A 19583-nucleotide genomic window follows, 5' to 3' on the forward strand; every position below is an offset into this window, starting at 1 on the left:
ATGAGCGGAACGCGATCCTCTGATTGTCAGTGGTGCATGCGAAGGTGGGGACCACTGGGGGAACGCACCACAAGAAGGGGGACCGCCCATGGGCTGGCACCGGGAGCTGCTGGTCGGCTTCGACCTGGAGACGACGGGTACGGATCCGCGCGAGGCGCGCATCGTCACGGGGGCCGTGATCGAGGTCAGGGGCGGAGAGCCGATGGGGCGCCGCGAGTGGCTGGCCGACCCGGGAGTGCCGATCCCCGAGGACGCCGTGGCGGTGCACGGCATCAGCAACGAGCGGGCGGCGGCCGAGGGCAGACCGGCCGACCAGGTGGCGGACGCCCTCGCGGACGTCCTCACCTCCTACTGGAAGTCGGGCGTCCCGGTCGTCGCCTACAACGCGACGTTCGACCTCACCCTGCTCTCCGCGGAGTTGCGGCGCCACGGGCTGCCGTCCTTGCGGGACCGCCTGGGCGGCGTGGACCCGGCGCCGGTCATCGACCCCTACACCATCGACCGCTGGGTCGACCGCTACCGCCGCGGCAAACGCAACCTGGAAGCGGTCTGCGCCGAGTACGGCGTCGTCCTGGACACCGCCCACGACGCCCTGGCCGACGCCCTGGCGGCGGCCCGCCTGGCCGGGGCGATAGCCGACCGCCACCCCAAGATCGCAGCCCTCGGCCCGGCGGCCCTGCACCGCCGTCAGATCGAGTGGTACGCGCAGTGGGCGGCGGACTTCCAGAGCTTCCTGCGCGGCAAGGGCGACCCGACCGCCTCGGTCGACGGGGCCTGGCCCCTGCGGGAGCTGGCCGGCGAACCGGTCCGGGAGGGCTCGCCGGCCGTCAGAACGGGTACCACCGCACCGTCTCGTCCCCGTCCCTGAGGGACCGCACCCGCCGCTCGAACTCGGCCAGTGCCTTCGGGTTGCCCGGCGCGTGCTGCGCCACCCACGCGCAACTGGCCGTCTCCCGGGCCCCGCGCAGCACACCGCAGCCCTCCCAGCCGCGTATGTCCCAGCCGTAGGTCTCGGTGAACGACGCGTACGCCTCGTCCGGCATCCCGTACCGGTCGTGGGACAGCGCCATCACCACGAGATCGTGCTCCCGCAGATCCGCGGACACCGTCTCCAGATCCACCAGCACGGGCCCGTCGGGTCCGATGTGCACATTGCGCGGCAGCGCGTCCCCGTGGATCGGCCCCGGCGGCAGATGGGGCGTGAGCGCGGCGGCCCGGGCGGCGAACCCGTCCCGCCGCTCGCGCAGATACGCCGCGTCCGCGGGATCGATCGCGTCGCCCGCGAGCCGCAGCCACCGCTCCACACCGCCCAGCAGATCGCGGGCCGGGAGTTCGAAGGGAGGAAGAGGCGTGGCGTGCACGACCCGCAGCAGTTCGGCCAGATCCCGCGGCTCGGCGGGCCGCACGGCATCGGGCAGCCGGTGCCACACCGTCAGCGGATGCCCGTCGACCAGCAGCGCCTTCGGCTCGGCTGCCCGCACCGCCGGCACACCCGCCCCGGCGAGCCACTGCGCGACGTCCAGTTCGTGGCGCGCCCGGTCGAGGAGCTCCGCGTCCCGGCCGACCTTGACGACCAGGTCACCGGCGGCGAACACCGCGTTCTCGCCCAGGGCGAGCAGCCGCGCCTCGCGGACCGCACCGGGCAGCACCCCTGCCGCGTCCAGTACGTCCCGTGCCCGTGCCTCGTCCATTGTCCGCCTCCGTCGTCCACGCCCCGGCCGTCGGGTTCCGGCCATCCACCGGCCAGTGTCGCATCGGCACAGGTCGGACGGTGTACGCGGTGCCTTGACGAGGCAGAAGGCCTGCACGAGCATGACCGGGCCGGCGAGCCGCGCAGAGGGGCTGATTCCGTGACATCGGTGACCGAGGCCGCATCCCCTTCGCCGCCCTCGCCGCCCTCGCCTCCGGGGTGGCGGGCCCGCCGCAGACCCGGCTCCGGCCGGCCCGGGCCGGGTGTCGACCACGGTGCCTGGTTCCTGGTGCTGCCGGCTCTGATCCCCATCCTCGTCCTCAGCGTCGGGCCGCTGCTGTACGGCGTCCTGCTGGCCTTCACCGACGCCCAGGCGGGGCGCACCGAGCCCACACAGTGGATCGGCGCCCTCAACTTCCGGGACCTGCTGCACGACACGCTGTTCTGGGAGTCGTTCCGGGTCGGGCTGGTGTGGGCGGTCGGGGTGACCGTGCCGCAGTTCCTGCTCGCGCTGGGCCTCGCGCTGCTGCTGAACCAGGACCTGCGGCTGCGCTGGCTGGCCCGTGCCCTCGCGATCGTCCCCTGGGCGATGCCCGAGGTCGTCGTCGGTGTCATGTGGCGGCTCGTCTACCACCCGGACGCCGGCATCCTCAACGAGACCCTGCGCGACCTCGGCCTGGGCGGCGGCCGGGACTGGCTCAGCGGCCTGGCGAGCGCGCTGCCCGCGGTGATCGTGGTCGGCGTCTGGGCGGGCATGCCGCAGACGACGGTCGCACTGCTCGCCGGGCTGCAGAACACCCCGCGCGAACTGCACGAGGCGGCGGCTGTCGACGGCGCGGGCGCCTGGCGCCGCTTCCGCACGGTGACATGGCCCGCCCTCAAGCCGATCGCCCTCGCCATCTCCGCGCTCAACCTCATCTGGAACTTCAACTCCTTCGCCCTGGTCTACGTGCTGACCAACGGCGGACCCGGCGGCCGGACCCGGCTGCCCATGCTCTTCGCGTACGAAGAGGCCTTCCGGTACGGGCAGTTCGGCTACGCGGCGGCGATGGGGTGCGTGATGGTGGCCGTGATCTCGATCGCCCTGGCCGTCTTCCTCGCCGGCCGCCTCAGGGGAGGTGACCGGACGTGAGGACCGCGACCCCGGCCCGCGCCGGCCGGTACGCCGCGCTGCTCGCCTACCTCGTCTTCCTCGCCTTCCCGTTCTTCTGGCTGGTCTCCACCGCGTTCAAGCCGCCACGCGAACTCGGCAGCCTGCACCCCACCTGGATCCCCCAGGAGCCCACCCTCGGCAACTTCCGGCAGGCCTTCGACGAACAGCCGCTGCTGCAGGCCGCCTTCAACTCCCTGGTCGCCGCGCTCGCGGCGGCGGTCGTCGCCGTGCTCATCGCGACTCCGATGGCCTACGTCCTCGCCCGCCGCCGCACCCGGCTCACGAAGGCGGTGACGGGCTGGGTGGTGGTCAGCCAGGCGTTTCCCTTCGTCCTGCTGATCATCCCGCTCTTCCTCGTCCTGAAGAACCTCCGCCTGATCGACTCCGTGCCCGGGCTGGTGCTGGTGTACGTGGTGTGGGCGCTGCCCTTCGCGCTGTGGATGCTCGCCGGATACGCGCGGGCGGTGCCACGCGAGCTGGAGGAGGCGGCGGCGGTCGACGGGGCGGGCCGGGTGCGGACGCTGGTGTCGGTGACCGCACCGCTGCTCGCGCCGGGCATCGTGGCGACCGGACTGTTCGCGTTCATCACCGCGTGGAACGAGTTCTTCTTCGCGCTCGTGCTCCTCAAGACACCGGAGAAACAGACCCTTCCGGTGGTCCTCACCCACTTCATCGGTGCCGAGGGCGTCGCCGACCTCGGCCCGCTCGCGGCGGCCGCGTTCCTCGCGAACCTGCCCTCCCTGGCCGTCTTCGCGCTCATCCAGCGGCGGATCACCGACGGCATGCTCACCGGGGCGGTGAAGAGCTGATGCGCACACGCCTGCTGGCCCTGGTCCTGCTGTTGCTGCTCGGTGGCTGCTCCGCCGGAGGCACCCGTGACGACGGCCGGATCACGCTGCGCTTCCAGTCCCTGGCCTGGCAGGAGGAGTCCGTCGAGGCCAATAAACAGCTGGTGAAGGAGTGGAACGCCGCCCACCCGGGCGTCCGGGTCGAGTACGTCCAGGGCTCCTGGGACAGCGTCCACGACCAGCTCCTCACCGCGTTCGAGGGCGGCGAGGCACCCGACATCGTCCACGACGCCTCCGACGACCTCGCGGACTTCGCCCACGGCGGCTACCTGGCCGACCTCACCGGGCTGCTGCCCACGCGGCTCACGTCGGACATCCCGCGGCGCAGCTGGGAGACGACCACCTTCGGGGACGGCGTCTACGGCGTCCCGTTCCTCCAGGAACCCCGTGTGCTGATCGCCAACGCCACATGGCTGCGCCGGTCCGGAGTGCGGATGCCGACTCCCGAAGAGCCGTGGAGCTGGGGCGAGTGCCGCAGGATCACCGAACGCCTCAGCGGCCCGGGCAGGTTCGGCGTCGCCTGGCCCCTGAAGGAGCCCGTCTCCGCCACGCTCAACCTCTCCCTGTCGGCGGGCGGACAGCTCTTCCACCGGAGCCCGGACGGCAAGGTGGCGGTCCGCTTCGAAGCGGCCGACGAGGTGGTGCCGCGCACCGTCCACGACCAGGCGAACACCGACCGCAGCGCCTCGCCGACGACCCTGGGCAGCGGCGGCTCCGACACCCTGCCCGGCTTCTTCGCGGGCCGGTACGCGATGGTCCCGCTCGGCTTCTCCTACCGCCAGCAGATCGCGCAGCAGGCCCCGAAGGGTTTCGAGTGGCAGGTGCTGCCCGCCCCGGCGGGCGCCGGAGGGCTCACCCAGGGTGTCAGCCCGCAGACCCTCTCGATCGCAGAGGACTGCCGGCACAAGAAGGAAGCCGCGCAATTCCTCGACTTCTTCCTCAGACCGGCGAACATGGTCCGGCTCGCCCTCGGCGACTGGATGCTGCCCACCGGTGAGCAGGCCCTGAAGGACCCCGCCCTGCACCGGCGGAAGGACGGCTGGGGCACCGGCACGGCCCTCGCCGAGCACCTGAGACCGGCACCGGCCCAGTCCGTACGGGGCTACCCGGAGTGGAAGGACAAGGTCGCCACGCCCGCCTTCCAGGAGTACTACAGCGGGGCGATCGGCATCGCAGAGCTGCGCCGGCGGCTGGAGCGGGACGGCAACCTGGTGCTGGCCCGCTACCAGCGCTGAACCGGCGAAATCCAGCTGGCGCGTGGAGCGGCGCGGGGCCCCGCTGCTCGACGACGACGACAACAACGACGACAGCGACAACGACGACAACGACGCCGCCACCTGCCGCAGCCGGCGATCCCTGGTCGAGCCGGGCTTCTCCCCGGTGGGCGGCGCACTGCACGCCCCGCCGCACCCGGCTCATCCGCGGCGGCGGGTGGACGCCGCGTTCCGGGTGGTGCGGCTGGAGGCGGGCGTCCCGTCGGCCAGATGACTCCGGCGCAGCGGCTGCCTCTGCACGAAGTGCTGACCTCGCAGAACACTGAGATCACCCCAAAGATAGTTGCACGAGACGTCTCGTCTCGTTTAGTCTCGGCGCATGACCAGTCGCGCCCACATCGCCATGTTCTCCATCGCCGCCCACGGCCACGTGAACCCGAGTCTGGAGGTGATCCGCGAGCTCGTGGCGCGCGGCCACCGGGTGACCTACGCGATCCCGCCGGTCTTCGCGGACAAGGTCGCGGACACCGGCGCCGAGGTGAAGCCCTGGAACTCGATCCTGCCCTCGCCCGACGACGACCCGCAGGCGTGGGGGAACACGCTGCTGGACAACGTCGAGCCGTTCCTGGACGACGCCGTCCAGGCCCTCCCGCAGCTGATCGAGGCCTACGAGGGCGACGAGCCGGACCTCGTCCTGCACGACATCGCCTCCTACCCGGGCCGTGTGCTCGCCCACCGCTGGGGTGTCCCCGCCGTCTCCCTCTCGCCGGCCATGGTCGCCTGGGAGGGGTACGAGGAGGAGGTCGCCCGGCCCCTGTGGGAGGAGCCGAAGAAGACCGAACGGGGGCAGGCCTACTACGCCCGGTTCCAGGCCTGGCTGGAGGACAACGGGATCACCCTGCACCCCGACGACTTCGGGGGCCGGCCCGACCGCTCCATCGTGCTGCTCCCCAAGGCGCTCCAGCCCCACGCGGACCGCGTCGACCAGCGCGTGTACTCCTTCGTCGGCGCCTGCCAGGGCGACCGCACCGCAGAGGGCGGCTGGCAGCGGCCGGCCGACGCCGAGAAGGTCGTGCTCGTCTCCCTCGGGTCCGCGTTCACCAAGCAGCCCGGCTTCTACCGGGAGTGCGTCAAGGCGTTCGGCGACCTGCCCGGCTGGCACCTGGTGCTCTCCATCGGCAGGCACATCGACCCGGCCGAGTTCGCGGACGTCCCGGCCAACGTCGAGGTGCGTACATGGGTGCCGCAGCTGGCGATCCTGAAGCAGGCCGACCTGTTCGTCACGCACGCGGGCATGGGCGGCAGCCAGGAGGGCCTCGCCACCGCCACGCCGATGATCGCCGTCCCGCAGGCCGCCGACCAGTTCGGCAACGCGGAGACGCTCACGGGCCTCGGTGTCGCCCGTTGCGTTGCCACCGAGGAGGCGACCGGGGAGACACTGCGCGCGGCGGCCCTCGCCCTGGTCGACGACCCGGAGGTGACCCGGCGCCTGAAGGAACTCCAGGCGGAGGCGGCCCGGGAGGGCGGCACGCGGCGTGCGGCCGACCTCATCGAGTCCGAACTGGCCGCCGTGCGCGTCTAGATGACGCACACAGGGCCGTGCGCCGTGCGCCGTGTCGCGTCAGGGCGTCGTCACACCGCGACGGCCTGACGCGTGAGGGTCAGGCGTGCGTTGTCGAGCGTGGCGTCCATGCGCGCCGACTGGCCCTTGGTGAACATGAACATCGCGGCGTCGTCGGTGTAGTCCATGTAGTTCATGAACATGTCGCCGTCCGGCCCGTTGCTGCACGTCATGTGGGGGAAGGCGGGTGCGCCGGTGTTCGCCCCGGCCTGGTTGGGGGTGTCCGCGACGAAGTCGCTGCCGCTGCAGCCCTCGTCGTCGTCGCCCCAGATGTGCCGCAGGTTCAGCCAGTGCCCGATCTCGTGCACGGCCGTGCGGCCGCCGTCGAAGGGCGCCGTCGCGGTACCGGTGGTCCCGAGGGCGGTGTGGGCGACGACCACGCCGTCCGTGGAGGCGGCGCCGCCCGGGAACTGGGCGTAACCCAGCAGCCCGCGGCGCAACTGGCAGACCCAGAGGTTCAGGTAGATGTCCGCGGGCCAGGCGTCCTGGCCCCCGCTCAGGCTGAACTTGACCAGATCGTCGGTGTCCCAGTCGCCGACCGCGCTCTCGGTGCGTGTGATGCCGTCCGTGGGGCGGCCCAGCGGGTCGGTCCGGGCGAGGTGGAACTGCAGGCGGGCGTCGGCCACCAGGTCCTGCCACACCGCGGGCACCTTGCTCACGTCCGGGTTGCTCGCCCGGAAGTCCCGGTTGAGCACGTCGATCTGACTGTGGATCTGGGCGTCGCTGACGTTCTGCTCGGGGGAGCTGTGCACGACGTGCACGACGACGGGGATGTCGATCAGGCCCTGCCGGGAGGTGACCTGATCCATCGACTCGTAGGCGAACGCGGTGTTCTCGATCAGGGCCCGGTTCTCGGCGTACTCCGGGTTCAGGGTGAGGAGTCTGCGGTGGACCTCCATGGCGCCGCACCAGCGGCTGAATTCGGGCGAAGTGGCGCGAAGGAATGCCTGCGCATCGGACATGGCGTGTCCCTCGGGGAGGCTGGGGTGTGCCGCGCACGCGGCTGCGGACCTGCGCGTCTGACACGCGCCGCGAGGGCCGGGCGACACCGGGCGGAGCGGTCGGTTGCCCGTTCCCTCCGAACCCATACACTGATAATTCTAGTCACTTCGGTGTAAGTACGACAGTGTGGATTCCGTCGGGCGAGCGAGGGGGCCGGGTCATGCGAGAGCCCTCACCGGACCTGTTCCGCTCCTGGTTCCACTCCTGCGAGGAGGACCACGAGGACGTGCGGGTCTACCGGCCGGAGGACTTCCCCTTCCCGCCCGCGCGGGGGCGCCGCGGCATGGAGTTCGTCCCCGACGGCACTGTCGTCGACCACCCGCTGGGCCGCGGCGACGCCCCGGGCGCCGTGCGCGGCCGCTGGCGGCTGGTGTCGGACCGTCACCTCGTCCTGACCTTCGGGGGTGCGCGTGCGGACCGGGAACTGGAGATCGTGCACTGCGACGACCAGATGCTTCAGGTGCGCCGGCTGACGTAGTGCCCGCTGCCGAGCCGGTGCCCTCGCAAGTTGAACGCGTAACCGTGCGGTTGAGTCGTCAATTTCATTCCCTTCCGCGCGACTTGTCCCGCCGCTCCGAGCGGCGGAGACTGGAAGTGATGACGCGGAGCCCACCGGCACTCCGACTCCGCGCCACCCCTATGAGCACGAACGAAGGGGTGAACCGGTGGAGAACGAACTGCACATCCTCCTCACCGAGGAGGACGCGGAAGCCGAACGCGTCGCTGAGCTGACCGGCTATCTGCGCGAGGAACTGCTCGATCTCGACGTGGACGACGTCACCGCCCTCCCCGGCGGGGAGGTCCCGCCCGGAGCCCGGGCCGTGGACGTCACCCAGATCGGTGCCCTGCTGGTGACCCTGGGCAGCTCGGCGACCGCCCTGAACCAGGTGATCACCGTGATCCGGTCGTGGATGGGCCGTCGCCACGACACCCGCCAGACCGTGCACCTGCGGATGGGGGACGACGTCCTGGAAGTGTCCGAGGCGACCGACGACCAGGTCGCCCAGGCGTTCGGCATCTTCGTCGCGCGCCATTCCCCGGCCGGAGCCGAGCCATGAACGACTCCAGACACGCGCTGATCATCGCCAACGACCGGTACGCCGACCAGGGGCTCAAGAAGCTCAAGGCGCCCGCCCAGGACGCCGCGGCTCTCGAGCGGGTCCTGCACGACCCGCAGATCGGCGACTTCGAGGTGGAGGTCGTGCACAACGCCTCGGCCGACGTCATGCGCCGGCGCATCCAGGGCTTCTTCAACGACCGGCGCCGCGCCGACACCCTCCTGCTGCACTTCTCCTGCCACGGCCTCAAGAGCGAGTCCGGCGAGCTGTACTTCGCCGCCAGCGACACCGAGCCCCCGCTGCTGGCCGCCACCGCCGTCGCCTCCCAGTTCGTCCGTGGCTGCATGTCCGCCACCCGGGCGGGCCGCAGCGTCCTGTTCCTCGACTGCTGCTACGGCGGCGCCTTCTCCCGGGGCTCGGCCTCTGTGCGTGCCACCGGAGAGGTCAACGTCCTCGAGTCGTTCGCGAAGGACGAGCCGGTCAGCGGGCGGGGCTGGGCCGTCATCACCGCCTCCGACTCCATGGAGTACTCCTTCGAGGGCAACGAACTCGCCGAGAACTCCGCTGCCCGGCCTTCGGTGTTCACGCACGCGGTGGTCGAAGGCCTGGAGACCGGCGAGGCCGACCTCGACGCGGACGGGAACGTCTCTCTCGACGACCTGTACGAGTACGTCTACCGGCACGTCCGGGAGCAGAACCCGCACCAGACGCCGAAGAAGTCGGCGGAGCTGCAAGGGGAGCTGCACCTGGCACACAGCCGACGCGGCCGTATCAAGATCGTCGCCATTCCCTCGCCGCCCACCTTGCAGGCCGCCCTGAACAGCGACGAGGTCCTCACCCGGCAGGGCGCCGTGCTGGAGTTGCGCAAACGGCTGCGGCACACGGAGCTGCCCGTGGCGGAAGGGGCGCGCCAGCACTTGGAGGACGTCGCGCGCACCGACATCCAGCAGATCGCCGACCTGGCGTCCGAGGCCCTGAGCGAGATCCGCCTGGCGCCGTCCCCGGACCACCTGGACTTCGGCCCGGTGCACAGGAGCGCGGACCCTCAGAAGCGGTCCGTGACTCTGCACGGCCCACCGCTGGCCCGTCACTGCGTGGCCCAGCCCCAGCAGCCGTGGCTTCGGGTCGATCCGACCCGCAGCGGTCTGGAGATCCGGGTCGACACGGCCGCCGAGGGGCGCCTGTCCGGCGACGTCGTCCTGAAGGGCGTGGCCGACGAGGCGGTGATCCACGTCGAGGCGGAGGTGGCACCGGCGCAGGGTCCCGGTCACGGCGTGCCCGCACCCCGCCCCTCCGGCGGCTCCCCGAGGCCGGCGTCCGGACCGGCCGACAAGCGGGACACCGTGGTCATCGAGCCGCCCCGTGTCCCGCCCCAGCCGAGGAAGCCGCCCCCGGGCCCTGCGCACCGTCCACAGCCCCAGAAGCCGTCCCGGCCCCCCGTGCACCAGGAGAAGGCTGACCGGCCACCCCCGTCCCGACGTGCTCCCGCCCTGGCCGGCGCCGCCCTCGCCCTCGCCGTCACGGCGGTCGCCACACTCGTGCTCTGCCTCCAGAGGACGGTGGTGGCCCTCGTGGAGCGGGGCGACGCGGGAGCGACCGGCAACGTCGAGGACAACCTCCGCGGGCAGGGGGCGCTCACACCGCTCGTCGTGTCTCTGATCACCGGTGCGGTGGCGCTGGCCGTCGGAGCGTTCGCCCGGCACGATCTGGACGCACGGAGCGAGCACTACACGAGGCAGGCGGTGAGCGGTACGCACACGCTGACCGCGGTCGCGAAGGGCCTGGCGATCCCGGTGCTGATCCTGGGCGTCCTCGCGGGCATCGCCTACCTGGTGGGCAGCGGTGAATGGTGACCGGCTGCCGCCGCATCACGACCAGTTCGGCGCTCCAGGACACCTGCCGGGCGCGAGGCACCCGGAAGGGCCCGCCGGTTTCCGCGGAAACCGGCGGGCCCTTCGCACTGCGGAGATCAGACCTTGAGGGGCTCGCCCTCACCGGCCCGCGCCGACGCTTCCGCGACCGCCTGCGGCGTCTCGTCGTGCGTGAGGTCCGGCAGCCGGTGCAGCCACTCCGGCAGGTACCAGTTGCGCTCCCCGAGCAGCGCCATCACGGCCGGCAGCAGCACGCCCCGGATGATCGTCGCGTCGATGAGCACCGCGGCCGCCAGACCGACGCCCATCTGCTTCATGGACTGCATGGACAGCGTCCCGAAGATCGCGAACACGGCGACCATGATGACCGCGGCACTGGTGACCACTCCGGCCGTGGTGACCACGCCGTGCCGGATCGCGTCCTTCGTCGTCATGCCCCGCAGCCGCGCCTCGCGGATCCGGGACACCACGAACACGTGGTAGTCCATCGACAGGCCGAACAGGATCACGAAGAGGAACAGCGGCAGCCAGGTGATGATCGCGCCCACGCCCTCCGCGCCCACCAGGGAGGCGCCCCAGCCGTGCTGGAAGACGGCGACGAGAATGCCGTACGCGGCGCCCACCGACAGCAGGTTCAGCACGATCGACGTGACAGCGATGGTCAGGGAGCGGAACGACAGCAGCATCAGCGCGAAGGCGAAGACCACGACGAACGCGAACACCGGGACCACGGCGCCGGCCAACTGGTCGTTGAAGTCCTGGGAACCGGCCACCTGCCCGGTGATGGGCGCCTCCACCCCGTCGACCCTGCCGAGCGTCGCCGGCCGCACCTCGTCGCGCAGCTTGTCCAGGCTCGCGCCCGCCTTGTCCAGGTCGGAGCCGCCGACGAGCGGGACGTAGACGAAGGCGACGTTCTGCGCGTCGTGCAGCTTGATCTCCACCGGGCCGCGCGAGACACCCGAACTGACCGCCCGGTCACGGAAGTCGGCGAGCGCGGACTTCACCTCCGGCGCGTTGATGTCGCGCGCCTTGACGATCACCTCGGCGGGCTCGGAACCCCCCGGGAAGGCGTCGTTGAGCCGGTTGTACGTCTGCACGATGGGCAGCGAGTCGCCGAACTCCTGGTCCAGGGTCAGCTGCTGGGTCTTCATGCCGAGCGCGGGGGCCGTGACGGCCAGCAGCGCACCGGTCGCCACGACCACGGCGACCACCGGCTTGGCGAGGACCCGCCGCAGCACGGCCGTCCAGAACCGGCTGTCCTGACCGCCACCGGCCCGCGCACGCCGCCGCAGGAACGGAATGCGGCCCTTCTCGACGCGCCCGCCCAGCAACGACAGCAGCGCGGGCAGCACGGTCACCGACCCCACCATCGCCACGGCCACCACCATCAGGGAGGCCAGGCCCATCGCCTCGAACTCGGCGAGCCCCGTGAAGAGCATGCCGGCCATGGCCACGCACACCGTGACACCCGAGACGACGATCGCCCGGCCACTGGTCGCCGCGGCGATCCGCAGTGCCGTCTGCGCGTCCCGGCCTGCCTCGCGCTCCTCGCGCTCCCGGCGCAGGTAGAACAGGCAGTAGTCGACACCGACCGCCATGCCGACCAGCAGCATCACGGAGTTGGCCGTCTCGCTCATCGGCTGGAAGTGGCTGACGACGCCCATCAGACCCATCGTCGCCATGATCGCGGTGATCGCCAGCGCCACCGGCAGCAGCGCCGCGACCAGCGCGCCGAAGGCGATGAGCAGGATGCCGAACGCCACCGGCACCGCGGAGTACTCGGCCTTCTTGAAATCGTCGCCGAACGCGTCGCCGAAGGTCTTCATCATGCTGGCGCCGCCGATCTCCTCGATCCGCAGCGACTCGTGCTCCTGCTGAACGCGCTCGACGGCCTTCAGTACCGGCTCGATCCGCTCGCCGGCGGTGTCCGGCTCGCCGCGCACGTCGAACTGCACGAGCGCGCTGCGGCCGTCCTTGGAGATCGTCTTCGTGTCGTACGGCGAGGTGACCTCGGTGACCCGGCCGGTCCCCTCGACCGCTCGCACGACGGCGTTGACGGCGTCCCGGAACTCGCTGTCCGTCGCCTTCAGATCACCGCCCCTGGCCTGGATCAGCACCGTCTCACCGGCCGGCTCGTCGATCCCGGCGTCCTCGATGATCCGCGCGGCGGTGTGCGTCTCGCCCTTCAGCTGGTCGCTGTCCTTGACGTCGACCCGGCCGGCCGCCGAACCGAGCCCCATCGCCAGGACGACGAACAGCACCCAGATACCGACGGCAGCCCATCGGTGCCGGGCGCTCCAGCCGCCGGCCCGGGCGGCGAGACCCCGCACCCGTATGTCTCCGTTCCCCATGACGGGCTTGCCCCCTCGTGATGCGGCGACGGCCCCCTGCCGCCCCCTTCCGCTTTGAAGGTAGGGGCCGGATAAAGCCATCTCGTCGTGCTGTCCGGTGAAGTGACGGGGCCGGAACTCATCCCCATGGAGCGACACCTCTCCCCACTGGGGAGGACCCCGGGGGACTGTGGTCCCTTACACCTATCGCCCGGCAAATCGGGCTCCCCGGGTGTGTGGATCCTGAGCAGACGGTTGTGCCACGCAACGACCGGTGAGTAATTTACGGGACCGGGCAGCTGCCCGGAGCGGCCGTCGTGCCCACCCCCACGGGGCACGACGGCCGCCTTATCGTGTGCGGATGACCACGACATACGCGGCCCTGCTGCGCGGCATCAACGTGGGCGGCAGCAGGAAGGTCCCCATGGCCGACCTGCGCACGCTCCTGACGGACCTCGGCCACGACGACGTCCGCACCTACCTGCAGAGCGGCCAAGCCGTGTTTACCTCCGGCCGCGGCGGCGAGGATGCGCTGGCCGCCGAGATCGCGCAGGCCGTCGAGCAGCGCTTCGGCTTCGGCGTCGACGTGATCGTGCGCGACCACGCCTACCTCAGGGCGATCGCCGACGCCTGCCCCTTCCCGGCCGCCGGCCTGGAGCCCAAGCAGCTCCACGTCACCTACTTCTCCGCCCCCGTCACCCCCGACCGCTTCGCGGAGATCGACCAGGACGCCTACCTCCCCGAGGAGTTCCGCCTCGGCGACCGGGCCCTGTACCTGTACGCCCCGAACGGCCTGGGCCGCTCCAAGCTGGCCGAGCACCTGTCGAAGCCACGCGTCAACAAGGGCGTGATCGCCACCACCCGCAACTGGAACACCGTCGTCAAGCTCGTGGAGATGACGGGTGCCTGACCACAACCCGGCCGTCGAGTCCGCGATGGAGGGCGAACTCGCCCTGCTCACCCCGGAGATCCGATGCTCGCCCGAGCGGGTCGGGGCGCTGCTCCACCCCGAGTTCCACGAGTTCGGCGCGTCCGGCCGGCACTGGGGCCGGGCCGCCATCATCGCCTCCCTGGCCGCCACCACCGAGCAGGGGGCCCGCCCCGTGGCCGTCTCCGCCCTGCGCGGCGTCCAGCTCGCCCCGGACCTCGTCCACCTCACATACGACACGGAGTACGACGGCAGCCGCGCACACCGCAGTTCCCTGTGGCGGCGCACGGAGGGCCGCTGGCTGCTCTGGTTCCACCAGGCGACCCCGTTCAGCGAACGGCACACCTGACCCGGAGCCGAACCGGACCGGGCTCCGACTCCCCGCGGCGCATCCGTCGAGCCGAACGGCACGTCGGGCCCCCCGGGGCAAGGGCCGAACCGCCGCGCCGTCACGTGAACACCACCGACGCCCCCTGCGTACCTAGGGACGGACGGCACGAGAACGGAGTCTCGCGAGAGGAATCGCACGGTCACCGACAGGAGCCCGCAGTCATGAGTGACACGAACCTCGTCTACGCCTACGCGGTCCTGCGCCGCACCCCCGAAGCCGCGGCGGCAGCTGTGCACCTGCGCGGCGTCGCCGGAGAACCGATCCACCTGGTCGCTCCTGCGGTCACCGCCCCTCAGCTCGCCTTTGCCGTCGGCCACGTCCCGCCCGGGGACTACGACGACATCCCCCTCCAGGCGCATCTCCACGACGTCGACTGGCTGGAGACCACGGTCCGCTCCCACCACGCCGTGGTGGCCGCCCTGGTGGCTTCCGGCGCCCCCGTGCTGCCGCTGCGCCTGGCCACCGTCTACCGCGACGAGGACCGTGCCCGCCAGGCCCTGGACACCCGCCGTGGCTACTTCCTCTCCCTGCTCGACCGCCTCACGGGCCATGTCGAACTCGGCGTCAAGATCTACGCCGCCCCGGACATCACCCCGCCCGGCGCCGCCGCGGAGCCCGCCCCGGACCCGGTCACGGGCCTCGGAGTCGGCCGTGCCTACCAGGTCATCCGCCGCCGCAGACAACGCAGGAACGAGGAGGCCTGGCGCACGGTCGTGCAGGCCGCCGCCCACCTCACCGAGACGGCCGGCACGCTCGCCGTGGGCCGCGTCAGCCACACCCCCGAACGCGGCAGCCTGGCGGGCTCGGCCCCCGGCACCAACATCGGCAACGACGCCTACCTCGTCCCGGCCGACCGCGTCCGCGCCTTCCGCACCGGCATCCTCGCGACCGCGGAAGGCATCCCCGGCCTCCGCGTGGAGATCAGCGGCCCCTGGGCCCCGTACTCCTTCGCCCTCCAGCCGGAACCCCACGAGGAACCGGCGGCGTGAGGGTCACCCCGGCCGCATCACCGCCGTGATCGTCTCGGACACGGAGCGGTGGCGCAGGTAGTCGTGCACGCCGTGCGGCCATGCGGGCGCGATGCTGATGTCCGGCAGTCCCTCGACACCCGGGAAGACCCGGGCCAGTTCTCCCTTGGGAACGGCCACGAAGCCCCCGACATCGGCGGCGTTCACCCACTGCCGTACGGCCTTTAGCTTCGTGCTCGTCCGCGAGTTCGTGAACCCGCCGAGCAGGTGCCGACCAGGAAGACGACACGGTGGCGCATGCCGCCGCGCTCGACCTCCTGCTGTGCCTTCTCGATCCACCGGTCGACGTCCACCTCGCGGTTGTCGCGTGCGACGACGGACAGCCGGTGACCCCGGTCGATCCTGCCGTGCCCGATGAGATGGACGACCACGACCCCGGAGGCCGGGAGACGGTCGACGAGCTGCTCGCGCAGGAGCGCCTCCACCTCGATCTCCGTCGGATCGAGCGCGGTGCCGACCTTGGCGCCGAGCCGGTCGAAGGCCTCCTCCAGCTCGCTCATGCGCGCCGGGCGAAACCGAGTTCCTCCATGTCGGAGCCGTCGTCGAAGCTGCCCACACCGATCGACAGCAGGTGACCTCGGGAGCTGCGGGCTGCCGCGTCTCGCTGTCCAATCGGCCTCCCCGGGCGCCGGGTTCGGAGCGGCGCCGGGACGAGAGGTCAGCGTCGCTCTCCGACGCCACCCGATCACCCGCCGGACACACGGCCGATCGCGATGCCCGGGACGGCGGCTCAGGAGACCGGACGTTCGCGGGAGCGGGGAAGTCGTCAGGCGCTCACGGCGGAGGGCAGCGGCATCCGGGCCGCCTCGTACCGCTGAAGCACCACCCGCGCCACCTCCGGCGCCGCCCCCAGGACGTCCGCCAGGACATCCGCCTCGGCCGCGCCCCGGGCGATGCGGTCCGGGAGGAAGCCGGGGGCCAGGACGTACGGGGCGACCGCCACCCGGGAGCAGCCGAGAGCGCGCAGTTCGCGGACGGCGTCCTCCGTGCGGGGAAGGGATGCGGAGGCGAACGCAGGCCGCACGGCGCACCAGCCGGTGTGCCGCCACTCCCGCGCGATTTCTGCGATCACTGCGATCGCCTCCGGGTCGGTGGACCCCGCCGAGGCCAGGACGACGCCGGTCGAGGACTTGTCGGCGGGGGTCAGACCCGCCTCGTACAGGCGCCGTTCCAGCGCCGCCATGAGCAGGGGGGAGGGGCCGAGGACGTCCGCCTGGTGGATGCGCAGCTGCGGCGGCGCGTCCGCGAGGACCGCGGGGATGTCCGCCTTCGCGTGGAACGCCCGGGTGAGGAGGAGGGGCAGGGCGACGACGTCGCGGACGCCCTGCACCGCCAGGGACTCCAGGACCCCCTGTACCGAGGGGACGTTGAAGTCCAGGAAGCCCGTCTCCACCCGTACGTCGGGGCGCGTCGCGCGCACCCGGCGTACCAGGGCGTGCACCGTCGCGGCATGCCGCGGGTCGCGGCTGCCGTGGGCGATGACGAGGAGGACGGGCTTGTTGGTCATGGGACTCAGTTCTTCACCAGCAGACCGCGGCTGCGCAGCACCCACCGCTCCAGCGGGCTGAAGATCAGCAGGTCGATGGCGATGCCGACGATCAGAATCAGCAGGATGGCCTCGAACACCATGGCCATGTCGCTGGCGTTGCGGCCGTTCTCCAGCAACTGGCCGAGGCCGACGCCGAGGTCGGGGAAGGACGCGATGATCTCGGCGGCCATCAGCGAACGCCAGGAGAAGGCCCAGCCCTGCTTCAGACCCGCCACGTAACCGGGCAGGGCGGCGGGCAGGACGATGTGCCAGGTGCCCTTCAGGCCCGTGGCGCCGAGCGTGCGGCCCGCGCGCAGGAACAGCGGGGGCACCTGGTCGACGCCCGACACCAGACCGTTGGCGATCGAGGGAACCGCGCCGAGCAGGATCACCGCGTACATCATCGAGTTGTTCAGACCCAGCCAGATCACCGCCGGCGGCACCCAGGCGACCGACGGCAGGGACTGCAGACCCGACAGGATCGGTCCGATCGCCGCACGGATGAACTTCACCCGGGCCACGATCAGGCCCAGCGGCGTGCCGATCAGCAGGGCGAAGAGGAACCCGAGCAGACCGCGCGAGACGCTGGTCCAGATGTAGCCCAGCAACTCGCCCTGGAGCCACGCGGTCTGGACGACGTCCCACACCGCGGACGGCGCGGGCAGCTTCGTCGGGTCGTCGACGACCTTGAACGAGACGAGCGCCTGCCAGGCCGCCAGCACCAGCGCCACGGCGAGGACGGGCGGCAGGATCTTCTCGGTGAAGGTCTGCCGGAACGGGGTGCGGCCCGTCTGCCGCGTCTCCAACGCGTCGAGGCCCGCCTCCAGCCCGGCGAGATCGTTGCCGTCCTTGGCTACGGTCGTCGAATCAGTGCTGGCCATGACGGCGGATCTCCCCACGCAGTTCTTCGGTGATCTCGACGGACAGCTCCGCCACGGCGGTGTCCTCGATGCGGCGCGGATGCGGGATGCCGACCGTCCACTCACGCGCGATCCGCCCCGGACGGGACGAGAGCAGCACCACGCGCTGCGCGAGCCGCACCGCCTCGCGCACGTTGTGCGTGACGAACAGGACGGACACCTGCGTCTCCCGCCAGATGCGGGTCAGCTCGTCGTGCAGCACGTCCCGCGTGATGGCGTCCAGCGCCGCGAACGGCTCGTCCATCAGCAGCAGCTTGCTCTCCTGCGCGAGCGCACGGGCCAGGGCGACGCGCTGGCGCATGCCGCCCGACAGCTCGTGCACCCGCTTGCCGTACGCGCCCTTCAGCCGGACCAGTTCGAGCAGTTCCGCGGCCCGCTCCCGGCGCTCGGCCTTCGGCACGCCCCGCAGCTTCAGGGCGAGTTCGATGTTCTTGCCCGCGGTCAGCCACGGGAACAGCGCGTGCTCCTGGAACATCAGCGCCGGACGGCCGTCGGTGCTGATCTCGCCGGCGCTGGGGCGGTCCAGGCCCGCCACCAGGTTGAGCAGCGTGGACTTGCCGCAGCCCGAGGCCCCCAGGAGGGTGACGAACTCTCCGGGCGCGACATCGAGGGTGATGTCGTCCAGGACGAGCTGCTGCCCGGCGGGGCCCGCGAACGACTTCGACACGTGGTCGATCCGGGCGGCGTGCGTGGCCGACTCGGTGCCGTCGGCGGCCTTGGCGAGGGTCGTGGCCATGGTCGTCACCTCCTGGGAACTCTTCACAATGCGGCTTCGGGGCGCGGGCTTACTTCACGCCGAGACCGGCGTCGCCGACCGCGGGCTCGCCCTCGGCCTTGAGGACCTTGTTCAGCGGCGCGAGGTCGTAGATGCCCTTGAGGTCCGGCTTCTCCAGCAGGCCCGCCTTCACCGCGTGCTCCGCCTCGGTGTTGAGGGTGGACGCCAGCGGGTCGTCGGTGAACCGGATCGACTTCCACGCCGGGTCCAGCACGTCGGCGGGCAGCGCCTTGCCGGTTTCCTGCTCCAGCAGCTTGTTCGCCGCTTCCTTCGCCGCGTCCGGGTTGGAGTTGATCCACTTGTTGGTCTCGACCGAGCCCTTGAGCACGGCCTCGACGACCTTCGGGTGCTCCTTGAGGAAGTCCTGACGCACGATGATGTTCGTGATCACGAACTTCTTGTCCGGCCACAGCGTCGACTCGTCGAGCAGCACCTTGCCGCCCTCGGCGACCAGCTTCGACGCGGTCGGCTCAGGCACCCAGGCGCCGTCGATCGACCCGGACTTGTAGGCGTCAGGGGTGACCTTGTTGTCGCTGCGGACGACGGTGACGTCACCCTTGCCGCTCTGCGGGTCGACCTTCCAGCCCTGCTCCGCGGCCCAGTTGAGGAACGCCACGTCCTGCGTGTTGCCGAGCTGCGGGGTCGCGATCCGCTTGCCCTCGACGTCCTTCAGCGACTTGATCTTGTCCGGGTTGACCACGAGCTTCACGCCGCCGGACGCCGAACCGCCGATGATGCGCAGGTTCTTGCCGGCGGACTTGGTGTAGCCGTTGATGGCGGGGGAGGGGCCGATCCAGCCGATGTCGATGGACTTGGAGTTGAGCGCCTCGATCTCCGAGGGGCCGGCGTTGAAGACGGCCGGCTCGACCTTGGTGGCGCCGAGGGCCTTCTGGAAGATGCCCTTCTGCATGCCCACCAGAGCGGTGCCGTGGGTGAGGTTGCCGAAGTAGCCGATCTTGACGGTGTCGAGGCCCTCGATCTTCTTCGCCCCGGCGGCGACCTTGGCGGCGCCGTCGTCCTTGGCCTCGGAGCCGTAGCCGCAGGCGGCCGGCGTGAGCAGGGGAAGTGCGGCGATGACCGCGAAACCGCGGCGCAGAGCGGATGAAGCAGGCACGGGAGGTGGTCCTCTCGCCAGGCCCGGCGGTCACGGTCTTTCAGGTCGTGGCCGGGAGGTCGGCAGGTTTTCGTCTACGGCGGTGGGGGGTGAGGGCGCGCAGGCAGTGCGC

At 71.4% G+C, this 19583-nt stretch carries 20 protein-coding genes and 1 pseudogene; 12 read left to right on the top strand and 9 right to left on the bottom strand.

Annotation, left to right across the window (positions count from 1 at the left end):
• Nucleotides 1-88 precede the first annotated feature (88 nt).
• Nucleotides 89-868, top strand: coding sequence for a 3'-5' exonuclease (locus AB0937_RS27240; RefSeq protein WP_366714997.1), 780 nt, complete (start codon nucleotides 89-91; stop codon nucleotides 866-868).
• Here the strand turns inward: AB0937_RS27240 and AB0937_RS27245 are convergent.
• Entirely contained in the window at nucleotides 828-1691 is an 864-nt protein-coding gene (locus AB0937_RS27245) for an aminoglycoside phosphotransferase family protein (protein WP_366714999.1), read from the bottom strand. The genes AB0937_RS27240 and AB0937_RS27245 overlap by 41 nt on opposite strands.
• A gap of 168 nt (nucleotides 1692-1859) precedes the next feature.
• On the opposite strand from AB0937_RS27245, the gene AB0937_RS27250 reads away from it, so the two are divergent.
• The 5 genes and pseudogenes from AB0937_RS27250 to mgt all read left to right on the top strand — a co-directional run bounded on the left by AB0937_RS27250 (nucleotide 1860) and on the right by mgt (nucleotide 6487).
• Nucleotides 1860-2822 (top strand): sugar ABC transporter permease, encoded by a 963-nt coding sequence (locus AB0937_RS27250; RefSeq protein WP_366715001.1) that lies wholly within the window; start codon nucleotides 1860-1862, stop codon nucleotides 2820-2822.
• The gene (locus AB0937_RS27255) at nucleotides 2819-3652 is read left to right on the top strand and encodes a carbohydrate ABC transporter permease (protein ID WP_366715003.1); all 834 of its coding nucleotides are present in this window, start codon (nucleotides 2819-2821) and stop codon (nucleotides 3650-3652) included. The genes AB0937_RS27250 and AB0937_RS27255 overlap by 4 nt, the downstream gene beginning before the upstream one ends.
• Nucleotides 3652-4926, top strand: a complete 1275-nt coding sequence (locus AB0937_RS27260; protein WP_366715005.1) for a sugar ABC transporter substrate-binding protein — start codon at nucleotides 3652-3654, stop codon at nucleotides 4924-4926. The genes AB0937_RS27255 and AB0937_RS27260 overlap by 1 nt, the downstream gene beginning before the upstream one ends.
• A 121-nt stretch (nucleotides 4927-5047) precedes the next feature.
• A pseudogene (locus tag AB0937_RS27265) lies at nucleotides 5048-5220 on the top strand (ErmE/ErmH/ErmO/ErmR family 23S rRNA (adenine(2058)-N(6))-methyltransferase); the annotation flags it as partial.
• Nucleotides 5221-5284: 64 nt separating this feature from the next.
• A complete protein-coding gene (mgt, locus tag AB0937_RS27270; protein WP_366715007.1) occupies nucleotides 5285-6487 on the top strand; it encodes a macrolide-inactivating glycosyltransferase in 1203 nt (400 codons plus the stop codon).
• Nucleotides 6488-6537: 50 nt separating this feature from the next.
• Here the strand turns inward: mgt and AB0937_RS27275 are convergent, their stop codons facing one another.
• Nucleotides 6538-7488, bottom strand: coding sequence for a zinc metalloprotease (locus AB0937_RS27275; RefSeq protein ID WP_366715009.1), 951 nt, complete (start codon nucleotides 7486-7488; stop codon nucleotides 6538-6540).
• A 200-nt stretch (nucleotides 7489-7688) separates the two neighbouring features.
• On the opposite strand from AB0937_RS27275, the gene AB0937_RS27280 reads away from it, so the two are divergent.
• The 3 genes from AB0937_RS27280 (at nucleotide 7689) to AB0937_RS27290 (ending at nucleotide 10439) form a co-directional block, all read left to right on the top strand.
• Entirely contained in the window at nucleotides 7689-8006 is a 318-nt protein-coding gene (locus AB0937_RS27280; RefSeq protein ID WP_366715011.1) for a hypothetical protein, read from the top strand.
• A 187-nt stretch (nucleotides 8007-8193) separates the two neighbouring features.
• The gene (locus AB0937_RS27285) at nucleotides 8194-8586 is read left to right on the top strand and encodes a hypothetical protein (RefSeq protein WP_366715013.1); all 393 of its coding nucleotides are present in this window, start codon (nucleotides 8194-8196) and stop codon (nucleotides 8584-8586) included.
• Nucleotides 8583-10439, top strand: coding sequence for a caspase family protein (locus AB0937_RS27290; RefSeq protein ID WP_366715015.1), 1857 nt, complete (start codon nucleotides 8583-8585; stop codon nucleotides 10437-10439). The genes AB0937_RS27285 and AB0937_RS27290 overlap by 4 nt, the downstream gene beginning before the upstream one ends.
• 116 nt (nucleotides 10440-10555) lie before the next feature.
• On the opposite strand, the gene AB0937_RS27295 is transcribed toward AB0937_RS27290, so the two are convergent.
• Complete coding sequence (locus AB0937_RS27295; RefSeq protein ID WP_366715017.1) at nucleotides 10556-12808, bottom strand: MMPL family transporter; 2253 nt, start codon at nucleotides 12806-12808, stop codon at nucleotides 10556-10558.
• 340 nt (nucleotides 12809-13148) lie between these two features.
• Here AB0937_RS27295 and AB0937_RS27300 point away from each other — a divergent pair, with 340 nt between their 5' ends.
• The 3 genes from AB0937_RS27300 (at nucleotide 13149) to AB0937_RS27310 (ending at nucleotide 15095) form a co-directional block, all read left to right on the top strand.
• Nucleotides 13149-13697 carry a DUF1697 domain-containing protein gene (locus tag AB0937_RS27300; protein ID WP_366715019.1) on the top strand — a complete coding sequence of 183 codons (549 nt, stop codon included), beginning with the start codon at nucleotides 13149-13151 and terminating at the stop codon, nucleotides 13695-13697.
• Nucleotides 13690-14064 (top strand): nuclear transport factor 2 family protein, encoded by a 375-nt coding sequence (locus tag AB0937_RS27305; RefSeq protein WP_366715021.1) that lies wholly within the window; start codon nucleotides 13690-13692, stop codon nucleotides 14062-14064. The genes AB0937_RS27300 and AB0937_RS27305 overlap by 8 nt, the downstream gene beginning before the upstream one ends.
• 203 nt (nucleotides 14065-14267) lie before the next feature.
• On the top strand, nucleotides 14268-15095 hold the full coding sequence (locus AB0937_RS27310) for a GvpL/GvpF family gas vesicle protein (protein ID WP_366715023.1): 828 nt from the start codon (nucleotides 14268-14270) through the stop codon (nucleotides 15093-15095).
• 3 nt (nucleotides 15096-15098) lie between these two features.
• Here AB0937_RS27310 and AB0937_RS27315 read toward each other — a convergent pair whose 3' ends face one another.
• From AB0937_RS27315 to AB0937_RS27340, 6 genes are all read right to left on the bottom strand, one after another.
• Nucleotides 15099-15254, bottom strand: coding sequence for a hypothetical protein (locus AB0937_RS27315; protein ID WP_366715025.1), 156 nt, complete (start codon nucleotides 15252-15254; stop codon nucleotides 15099-15101).
• A gap of 44 nt (nucleotides 15255-15298) precedes the next feature.
• Nucleotides 15299-15634 (bottom strand): hypothetical protein, encoded by a 336-nt coding sequence (locus AB0937_RS27320; protein WP_366715027.1) that lies wholly within the window; start codon nucleotides 15632-15634, stop codon nucleotides 15299-15301.
• Nucleotides 15635-15900: 266 nt separating this feature from the next.
• Nucleotides 15901-16641 carry a sirohydrochlorin chelatase gene (locus tag AB0937_RS27325; RefSeq protein WP_366715029.1) on the bottom strand — a complete coding sequence of 247 codons (741 nt, stop codon included), beginning with the start codon at nucleotides 16639-16641 and terminating at the stop codon, nucleotides 15901-15903.
• Between the two features lie 5 nt (nucleotides 16642-16646).
• A complete protein-coding gene (locus tag AB0937_RS27330; protein WP_366715031.1) occupies nucleotides 16647-17543 on the bottom strand; it encodes an ABC transporter permease in 897 nt (298 codons plus the stop codon).
• Nucleotides 17530-18318 (bottom strand): ABC transporter ATP-binding protein, encoded by a 789-nt coding sequence (locus AB0937_RS27335; protein WP_366715033.1) that lies wholly within the window; start codon nucleotides 18316-18318, stop codon nucleotides 17530-17532. The genes AB0937_RS27330 and AB0937_RS27335 overlap by 14 nt, the downstream gene beginning before the upstream one ends.
• 49 nt (nucleotides 18319-18367) lie before the next feature.
• The gene (locus tag AB0937_RS27340; RefSeq protein WP_366715035.1) at nucleotides 18368-19471 is read right to left on the bottom strand and encodes an aliphatic sulfonate ABC transporter substrate-binding protein; all 1104 of its coding nucleotides are present in this window, start codon (nucleotides 19469-19471) and stop codon (nucleotides 18368-18370) included.
• Nucleotides 19472-19583 lie beyond the last annotated feature (112 nt).

This window comes from Streptomyces sp. NPDC047880 (assembly GCF_040706515.1).
Lineage (GTDB): Bacteria > Actinomycetota > Actinomycetes > Streptomycetales > Streptomycetaceae > Streptomyces.

What these genes read in the sequence shown, in the direction of transcription:
- AB0937_RS27240 (WP_366714997.1), top strand. Translation starts at nt 89, where the DNA reads ATGGGCTGGCACCGGGAGCTGCTGGTCGGCTTCGACCTGGAGACGACG.
- AB0937_RS27245 (WP_366714999.1), bottom strand. Translation starts at nt 1,691, where the DNA reads ATGGACGAGGCACGGGCACGGGACGTACTGGACGCGGCAGGGGTGCTG.
- AB0937_RS27260 (WP_366715005.1), top strand. Translation starts at nt 3,652, where the DNA reads ATGCGCACACGCCTGCTGGCCCTGGTCCTGCTGTTGCTGCTCGGTGGC.
- mgt (WP_366715007.1), top strand. Translation starts at nt 5,285, where the DNA reads ATGACCAGTCGCGCCCACATCGCCATGTTCTCCATCGCCGCCCACGGC.
- AB0937_RS27275 (WP_366715009.1), bottom strand. Translation starts at nt 7,488, where the DNA reads ATGTCCGATGCGCAGGCATTCCTTCGCGCCACTTCGCCCGAATTCAGC.
- AB0937_RS27280 (WP_366715011.1), top strand. Translation starts at nt 7,689, where the DNA reads ATGCGAGAGCCCTCACCGGACCTGTTCCGCTCCTGGTTCCACTCCTGC.
- AB0937_RS27290 (WP_366715015.1), top strand. Translation starts at nt 8,583, where the DNA reads ATGAACGACTCCAGACACGCGCTGATCATCGCCAACGACCGGTACGCC.
- AB0937_RS27295 (WP_366715017.1), bottom strand. Translation starts at nt 12,808, where the DNA reads ATGGGGAACGGAGACATACGGGTGCGGGGTCTCGCCGCCCGGGCCGGC.
- AB0937_RS27300 (WP_366715019.1), top strand. Translation starts at nt 13,149, where the DNA reads ATGACCACGACATACGCGGCCCTGCTGCGCGGCATCAACGTGGGCGGC.
- AB0937_RS27310 (WP_366715023.1), top strand. Translation starts at nt 14,268, where the DNA reads ATGAGTGACACGAACCTCGTCTACGCCTACGCGGTCCTGCGCCGCACC.
- AB0937_RS27320 (WP_366715027.1), bottom strand. Translation starts at nt 15,634, where the DNA reads ATGAGCGAGCTGGAGGAGGCCTTCGACCGGCTCGGCGCCAAGGTCGGC.
- AB0937_RS27325 (WP_366715029.1), bottom strand. Translation starts at nt 16,641, where the DNA reads ATGACCAACAAGCCCGTCCTCCTCGTCATCGCCCACGGCAGCCGCGAC.
- AB0937_RS27330 (WP_366715031.1), bottom strand. Translation starts at nt 17,543, where the DNA reads ATGGCCAGCACTGATTCGACGACCGTAGCCAAGGACGGCAACGATCTC.
- AB0937_RS27335 (WP_366715033.1), bottom strand. Translation starts at nt 18,318, where the DNA reads ATGGCCACGACCCTCGCCAAGGCCGCCGACGGCACCGAGTCGGCCACG.